This is a genomic window from Pedobacter nototheniae, assembly GCF_032678625.1.
GTDB classification, from domain to species: domain Bacteria; phylum Bacteroidota; class Bacteroidia; order Sphingobacteriales; family Sphingobacteriaceae; genus Pedobacter; species Pedobacter nototheniae_A.
Map to the genome: position 1 here is coordinate 314,462 of NZ_JAVTSO010000006.1, position 7,646 is coordinate 322,107.

General features: G+C 35.4%; 7 protein-coding genes. All 7 read right to left on the reverse strand.

Translation table 11 applies throughout. The annotated features are described in order from the left end of the window. Positions 1-21: 21 nt before the first annotated feature. Positions 22-1,842, reverse strand: coding sequence for a M56 family metallopeptidase (locus R2Q77_RS17900; RefSeq protein ID WP_316805097.1), 1,821 nt, complete (start codon positions 1,840-1,842; stop codon positions 22-24). A gap of 59 nt (positions 1,843-1,901) precedes the next feature. After that, positions 1,902-2,273: a BlaI/MecI/CopY family transcriptional regulator gene (locus R2Q77_RS17905; RefSeq protein WP_316805098.1), complete on the reverse strand. Its 372-nt coding sequence runs from the start codon at positions 2,271-2,273 to the stop codon at positions 1,902-1,904. A gap of 154 nt (positions 2,274-2,427) precedes the next feature. Continuing rightward, positions 2,428-3,549, reverse strand: a complete 1,122-nt coding sequence (locus tag R2Q77_RS17910; RefSeq protein WP_316805099.1) for a TlpA disulfide reductase family protein — start codon at positions 3,547-3,549, stop codon at positions 2,428-2,430. A gap of 29 nt (positions 3,550-3,578) precedes the next feature. After that, positions 3,579-4,472, reverse strand: a complete 894-nt coding sequence (locus R2Q77_RS17915; RefSeq protein WP_316805100.1) for a DUF4835 family protein — start codon at positions 4,470-4,472, stop codon at positions 3,579-3,581. Further along, on the reverse strand, positions 4,472-5,665 hold the full coding sequence (gene coaBC, locus R2Q77_RS17920) for a bifunctional phosphopantothenoylcysteine decarboxylase/phosphopantothenate--cysteine ligase CoaBC (RefSeq protein WP_316805101.1): 1,194 nt from the start codon (positions 5,663-5,665) through the stop codon (positions 4,472-4,474). Before coaBC ends, R2Q77_RS17915 begins: the two co-directional genes overlap by 1 nt. Positions 5,666-5,745: 80 nt before the next feature. Next, positions 5,746-6,072, reverse strand: coding sequence for a DNA-directed RNA polymerase subunit omega (locus R2Q77_RS17925; RefSeq protein ID WP_131535784.1), 327 nt, complete (start codon positions 6,070-6,072; stop codon positions 5,746-5,748). Between the two features lie 3 nt (positions 6,073-6,075). Further along, positions 6,076-7,008: an outer membrane protein assembly factor BamD gene (locus tag R2Q77_RS17930; protein WP_316805102.1), complete on the reverse strand. Its 933-nt coding sequence runs from the start codon at positions 7,006-7,008 to the stop codon at positions 6,076-6,078. Positions 7,009-7,646: the final 638 nt, after the last annotated feature.

Sequence of the window (7,646 nt, forward strand, 5' to 3'; positions counted from 1 at the left end):
GGTTTATAATTTGTGTGGTTGTTAGTTTTTCTGTGTTTCTATTTGTTCCTGTTGTTCGGGCTTTTCTTTTCTTTCCGTTTTTTCTTTTCGCTCCTTTAATTCCTGAACATCTTTATCGAATTTTTTTCTCAGTTCCTTGTATTCCGCCGAATCATGTAAATCTCTCATTTCTTTAATTTTTTGCTTCCATTCAGGAGAATTAAATTGCTTACTCATTTCAATGGCATTCTTCTGCATCTTTTCTACACTTGCTTTCCATTCAGGTGTATCATAGCTCTTGGCAATTTCTTCAGCTGTTTTTTGGATTTTTTCAACATTTACTTTCCATTCGTCCGTGTTATATTGTTTTGAAATCGCAATTGCATCTTTTTGGATTTTAGCTATATTTTCTTTCCATTCAGGCGAATCATATTGCTTTGCAATTGCTACTGCATTTTTTTGAATTTTAGCAATGTTGGCTTTCCATTCGGGCGAGTTATAGATCTTTGATGTTTCTCTGGCATTTTTTTGAATAGCGGCAATCTGGGCTTTCCATGCAGGAGAATTAAATTGTTTATAGATAGAAGAAAGTCCAGCGGTATCTAAATTAATTACAATATTGTTGCTATCGATATTATAATTGTAACCATTTCCCAGATATATGCTTCCTTTAAAACCATCCCTAAGACTGTCGGGCATATCTTTAAATGAATTGTATTCAGTTTTTACGCCTTTAGCGTCAACCGTTACGATTTTAACTTTCCTCTTCTTGGTTGTATCTGTATAAGCAATGGTTTTGGCATAATCGGCATCAGGAGTACTGTTTAATACATAGGTTTTTATTGCTTTTATGGCTTCTTTTTTCTTTTCGGCAGGATTTATCCAGGCAATTGAAAATAAACAGGCAATACCTAATGTTAAGGCAGCCATTTGTTGTTTGGTGTTTAAATAGTTCGTTTTCATATTGGTTATTCTTTTTATGCGTTGATATAAGTTTTGGGTTTTGCCCGTAGCTGCCATGGCATATGCGGGTGTATTTTTATCTTTCAGTAATTCAAGTTTGAGTAGGGCATGGGCATAATTAAGTGGTTTCCCGGTAAATTTCAATACCAGGTCATCGCAGGCATGTTCCCTTTCTATATGTATAAACCGGCCCGCAAGCCAAACAAATGGGTTGAAAAATAGAATGGTTTCAATAGCCGTTTTAATCAGGTTTAACAAAAAATCATTTCTGCGGATGTGTGAAAGCTCGTGGATTAAAATGGCCTCAACCTGTTCAGCATCCAATTGGTTAATCAGCGCAACCGGAAACAAAACAATTGGTTTTAAGTACCCGATAACCAGGGGAACATTTACAATTTCTGAAAGATGAAAACGTATTTTTTTATGGATTTTGAGGTTTGACGTTACTTTTTCAAAAAGTATTTTCCATTCTGCCGGAACCGCACTTAAATATTCATTTTTGAACCTGGCCAATTGCTTATAGCCTTTTAAAATCACAAAAAGCTGCAGTATAATTCCAAGTATATAAAATGCAACTACAATCGGGAAAAACTGTTCAGCTTTGCTGCTTAAGCTTTGTGGTATATTATTTAAATATTGTAATACTTCTGCATTTTCAATCTTTACTCCATTAACCTGGTTCGGGGCTTTTGAAAACATTTGACTTCCTACATTATAGCTAAAACACAAAAACATTAGTACAATAGAAGTAAATGCCATGTTATGTTTATATTTTGAAGCCAGTTTAGGCAGGCTATACAACAAGACAAACAATACTCCGTAAATCAGGGCGCACTGCCAAAGAGAATTTATAATGCTCCAGCCAAATGCTTTGATAAATTGTGGTGCTAAAGTTTCCATGTTTATTGTTTCTGTTTTTTTAAAAGACTAATAAATTCTATAAGGGTTGCTTGTCTGGCCTATTTAAGACCATCTAAATATTTTTTAATTTCTTCTATTTCATCTGCACTTGCACTATGATTACCCAAAGCCTGCATAACTAACCTGGCTGCGGAACCATTAAACACATTGTCGATCATTTTGGTAACCAATTGTTTTTCGGTTCTATCGCGATTAACGAGTGCTTTGTAAATATGAGTCTTTTGGTTTGTGTCTCTTTCTACCATTCCTTTTTCATGCATAATCTGCATAAGTTTCAGGGTAGTGGTATAGCCAGAATCTTTTTTATTTAAAGCCTCATGAACCGTTCTTACCGTTGCGTTACCTTTTTCCCAAAGCACTTGTAATATTTCCATTTCCCCTTCTGTAGGTTTGATACTGGTATTGCTCATTTTGTTACAATTGTTCTACGAATTATTTCGTATTCAAATGTACGAAGATATTCGTAATAACAAAATATTTAATAAAAATTTATAGAAATAAACATAAAATAGAGCATATAGTTGCAGCAGAGATGTATTTTGGTTAAAAAAAATTATCTTTCTGCTATTTGGAATCGAGTAGTTCAGCCAATTTATTGCGTAAATCTTTTCCCTTAATATCTTTGGCAATTATTTTTCCATCAGGATTAATCAACACATTTGCAGGTATAGTTGTAATGCCATAGAGAGTAGCTGCCTCGTTTTTCTTTTTGAGATCGGATAGTTGGATCCATGGAAGTTGATCTTCTTTTATTGCATTTAACCATTTAGATTTATCCGTATCAATTGATATACTTAAAACAGTAAAATTCTTGGTTTTGTATTGGTTAAAAACGGCTAAAATATTGGGATTTTCTGCCCTGCAGGGGCCACACCACGAAGCCCAGAAATCGACAAGAATATATTTATTTCGATAGGCCGAGAGTTTAACAGAATGGCCATTTATGTCATTTTGGGTAAATTCTTTTGCCATCATTCCAACAGTAACTTTTTTACCCTTCATAATCCTTCTGATTATTTCATGCCCTTCAGGCATTGACTTGAGTTCAGTACTTAACCTGGCAAAACTCTTTTCTACCTCCGGTAAATATTTACTGCTACGGGCCATTTGATCTAAGGCCAATAAACTTACATAAGAATTAGGGTGTTTATTTATAAAATTAAACTGAACGGGAAATGTTTCATAATATGCAGCCTCAGCGTTTGCTTTTGTTAAGTTTACCAATGCCGTATCTTTCAATTCTTCGATACTTAGTTTTTCAGGATCTTTTAACTTCTTTCTTTTCTCATAGAGCGGGCTTAATGCTGCATAAAGTTTTGCATAATCATTATTTGATGGAGTGCCGGATATAATTGAATTGCTTAAAGTATCAGGAGAGTTAAGAATAATCTGACCTGCCTCAACATAAACATAATACGAATCGAATAGATCGGCTGTAGTATATTGCGGATTTTGATTTCTACATAGATAACCTCTTACCTTGGATTTAACCGTACCCTTAAAATTGAATGAACCATTATGTATCCAGCTAGAATCGGTGATTAATCGCTTATCCTGTTTATATGATAAGAAAATTTTATCGCCATCTTTATAGGTTTTACCAAAGCCCTGGATAGTAAAAGCCGATTGAGCAAATAAGTTTATGGGGAGGATAAAAATAGTCACTAATAAAAATCTTCTCATCATCTTAGAAACTATGGGTTATCCCTTTTGGTTTAATTTTTCTTTAACCCTTCGTATTTACCAATATTTGCAGGATCAATTTCGGCCAGCATATTATATGCCCTGACACGTTCCTGAGGATTTAGTTTCGAAAGTACATTTGTAATTTCTTCGGCTTTAGACGCAAAATAAACGTTGGGAAAAATAGAACCTAACTTTTGTTTGTCCATTTGCTGAAGCGCAGGTAGGGCAGCCATAATTTGAGTCAGGCCTTTATCATTATCGGTTAACTGATCGAGCCCACTTAAATGGTAGCTGTAAATAAAGTTGCGCAATTCGCCAAAAACTGGATTAAGCACATTCTCATTAAACCAGAAACGATTACGTAAACCATCTGCAGCTTTCCAGCCAGTATTACCAGATGCCTGTGCAAGGTTTAGTATATTTTGTGCTTTCTTAAAATAAGGTGTTCCACCCATTTTACCAAAACTATCTTTATCCATACCAATAATGGTGTAGGCATAATAGCTTAATAATGCACTAATGTTGGAAATGTAATTTTGATCAGAAAAATCGATTGTTGAGCCATCATTAAAGCTAAAGTCGAAATTTTTATCACTCATGTTTAATAATGTACTATTGTACGAACTGTTAAAAACCGGCCTACTGCTTTGAATCTGGGCTTCGGCAGTGTAGCCCGAACCACCATCCCAGGAGTTGATCGTAATGATCAAATTGCAATCTATCCGCTCTTGAGGCTGATAACTTTCATTGCTGAATTTATTGTTATTTAAAAAATCCCGAATTGTTTTCTGCAATGCATCTATTGTTGGTTTACTGATGTTGGAAACCTGTGGCGCAAGCAAAGTAACCCTTGCATTGAGTTCCTGGGCTTGTATTTTTCCAATACCGATTAACAACAGCAAGCAAACAATTCTTTTCATCATTATATAATCTTTAAAATGGCTTCGCAAATATCTTTGGCAACCTCTGTTTTCGATTTGGTATCAAACACCGTTCGCTCAAATGCTTTGTTAAAAATAGTAATTTTATTTGTATCTGATTTAAAACCGGCACCTTTATCATTTAACGAATTAAGTACAATCAAATCCAGATTTTTCTTTTCCAGTTTTCCTTTAGCATAGTTTTCTTCGTCGTTGGTTTCTAAAGCAAAGCCCACTAAAGTCTGGTGTTGTTTTTTAAGTTTTCCTAAAGATGCAAGTACATCAACGGTTTTTTCAAGCGCTAAAATAAACTCGCTTTCCTGTTTTTTAATTTTTTGGGTGGCAACCGTTTTCGGTCGGTAATCTGCCACCGCTGCGCACATTACAGTAATATCCGTGTGCTCAAAAATAGCGGTACAGGCATTAAACATGTCTTGTGCACTCACTACATCAATGCGGTTAACTGGAAATAATGACTTTTGAGCACTCGGTCCCGAAATTAAGGTTACTTCAGCCCCGAGCCTGGTTAATTCATCTGCTATGGCATAACCCATTTTTCCGGAAGAATGGTTTCCTATAAAACGTACCGGATCAATGGCTTCGTAAGTAGGACCGGCCGTTACCATTGCTTTTTTCCCAAATAACGGCATACTTTTTTTTATTGCATCACTAAGAAAGGCAACAATTTCTTCCGGTTCTGCCATTCGGCCTTCACCATATAATCCGCTCGCCAGTTCGCCGTTGGCAGGCGCAATGACAGTATTTCCAAAGCTGGTTATTCTTTTTATATTTTGTTGAGTACTTTCATGTTTCCACATGTCGAGATCCATTGCCGGGGCAACATAAACAGGGCATTTAGCTGAAAGATAAACTGCAGTTAATAAATTATCGCAGATACCATTAGAAAGTTTAGCCAGGGTGTTGGCACTAATTGGTGCAATAATTATTAAATCGGCCCAAAGGCCTAATTCTACATGGTTACTCCATACACCTGTTTCTTCTTCGAAATATTGAGTGTAAACCGGGTTTTTAGAAAGTGTAGCAAGGGTAAGTGGCGTAATGAAATTTGCGCCATCAGGGGTAAGGATAACCTTAACGTTTGCACCAGCTTTAACCAGTAACCGAACTAAGAAAGCCGATTTATAAGCTGCAATGCTACCGCAAACGCCAAGGATAATGTTTTTATTTTTAAGCATACAAGCAGAGGACATTAAGCATAGGGCATAGAGCGTAATGCATAAAAACGCCTTGCTCTAAACGCCATGCGCTATGCTAATTACTTTTGTTCTTTAGCAGGATTTCTGTGATAAATTTTCTCGTTCAAAAACTCATCAATAGCAACTAAAACAGGCTTAGGCATGCGTTCGTAATGCTTGCTGATTTCAATTTGCTCACGGTTTTCAAAAATTTCTTCTAAATTATCGTTGCTTGAAGCAAATTCTGCAAGTTTACCATGCAACTCCTCTTTCATGTTGTTCGAAATCTGGTTTGCTCTTTTAGCAATCACAACTAAAGATTCGTAAAGATTATCAGTTGTTCTGTCTAAATCGTGTACATTTCTGGTAACCGTAGTATTAGGTACAGCAGGTTTGTTAGTATTCATGTGTTACTTGTTTTTTTTATCGGTGTTATTAATGGTAGTGGTATCTTTTAACTTACCAGTTCTTATTAGCATTTCTTTATACTTTGCTTCCTGCGCAGCATAATCAGCCAATTCTATTTTTGCCACAACTAAACCATTTTCTATATCTTGTTTTAGTTGTTTGGCATCATTTGTAAATTTACTCTCAGGATGGTGTTCTGTAAACTCATCGTATAAAGATAAAGCTTCGTTGTAACGATCTTCCTGACGGATTGCATAACTATTTTTCGCATACAAATATTGCGATTTAATCATCAAAAAGTCCATTTCTTCCGCATATCTAATATCAGGATAGTCTCTTTGAGCATTTTTTAAAGCAATAACAGCAGCTCTATAATTATCTACATTACTTGGTCCGGTAGTTAAATACATTTTTGCATTTGCAAATGCTTTATCTTCCAGCTTTCCTCTTAAATCAGCTATATATTTACTTGCCGAAGCAGCACGTTCACTCGTTGGGTATAGGTTAATAAACAATTGTAAAGCATCAATTGCTTTGTAAGTGTTTTCCTGGTCTAAAGAAAATGCAGGTGATTCCAGGTAGTAACAATAAGCACCCATGTATCTTGCTTCTTCAGCATTTTTACTGGCTGGATAAGTATCCGCAAAGCTTTTAAACTGATACCTTGCAGTGGTGTAATCGCTTAATCTATATAGTGTATAAGCATAATAATAGTTCAAATCTTCAGCTTCGGCACGTCCGCGATACTTTTGAGAAAGATCTTCAAAAAGAACCAGTGCTTTGCTATAATCCCTTTTATTATATAAACGAAGGGCTTCCTGGTACTTCTTAGCTACGTCGTTACTGGCCCTAAGTTTTTCAAAACGGCTCTTACAACCCGCCATACCCAAAGCGGCAACAAATACTAAAATAATTAAGTGTTTAACTTTAAACATTCTGCAAAGATAATTAATAATACGATAAGATCAATATAAAACAATTGGGCGCTAAGCTATGCAAAGCAATTAGTCCTTTCAAACACTTAACAAATTTTAACATATACTATATATAGGCGCTAAAATGAGTTTGTAATGCTATTCTTTTAAGGGGTTATTATAGTATATCATATAGTAAGGTAATGCGTTTGCAAAATCCAGGCTGCGCACTACCTTAACGTTTAGTACCGCTTGTTAAGTTAAATCCACTCCAATATAAACATCAGGATATAGTTTTTCGTTAAGGTCAGGTTTATTTTAGCAGGTTAAAAGGATTATTTTCTATAGTATATATATAACATAGTCTATAAATAATTACTTCTTTGAGTATTTAACCAAAAAAGAGCATTTTCAGAATGGGTTATATAGTCTGTTATTACAAGCAGCGGCATTATTTCTTTAATCATTCAATAAAATTGTCGCTCTATTGAGGTAATTGCAGGGGTTAAACACCAACTTTCTATTAATTTTGAGGTTATGGATTATTTTTTATGATTGAGATTCATGGAGTTAGGGGGTATTGAGGGAATAAAGGTGGTATTGGCTTTGGATTAGCGGATAATTTTTCTACTTTTGCAACCCGCTTCGGAGGAAGGGAG

Excerpts from the sequence above, each read along its gene's own strand:
- R2Q77_RS17925 (WP_131535784.1), bottom strand. The coding sequence starts at position 6,072 with ATGAATACTAACAAACCTGCTGTACCTAATACTACGGTTACCAGAAAT.
- R2Q77_RS17900 (WP_316805097.1), bottom strand. The coding sequence starts at position 1,842 with ATGGAAACTTTAGCACCACAATTTATCAAAGCATTTGGCTGGAGCATT.
- R2Q77_RS17905 (WP_316805098.1), bottom strand. The coding sequence starts at position 2,273 with ATGAGCAATACCAGTATCAAACCTACAGAAGGGGAAATGGAAATATTA.
- coaBC (WP_316805101.1), bottom strand. The coding sequence starts at position 5,665 with ATGCTTAAAAATAAAAACATTATCCTTGGCGTTTGCGGTAGCATTGCA.
- R2Q77_RS17930 (WP_316805102.1), bottom strand. The coding sequence starts at position 7,008 with ATGTTTAAAGTTAAACACTTAATTATTTTAGTATTTGTTGCCGCTTTG.
- R2Q77_RS17910 (WP_316805099.1), bottom strand. The coding sequence starts at position 3,549 with ATGATGAGAAGATTTTTATTAGTGACTATTTTTATCCTCCCCATAAAC.
- R2Q77_RS17915 (WP_316805100.1), bottom strand. The coding sequence starts at position 4,472 with ATGATGAAAAGAATTGTTTGCTTGCTGTTGTTAATCGGTATTGGAAAA.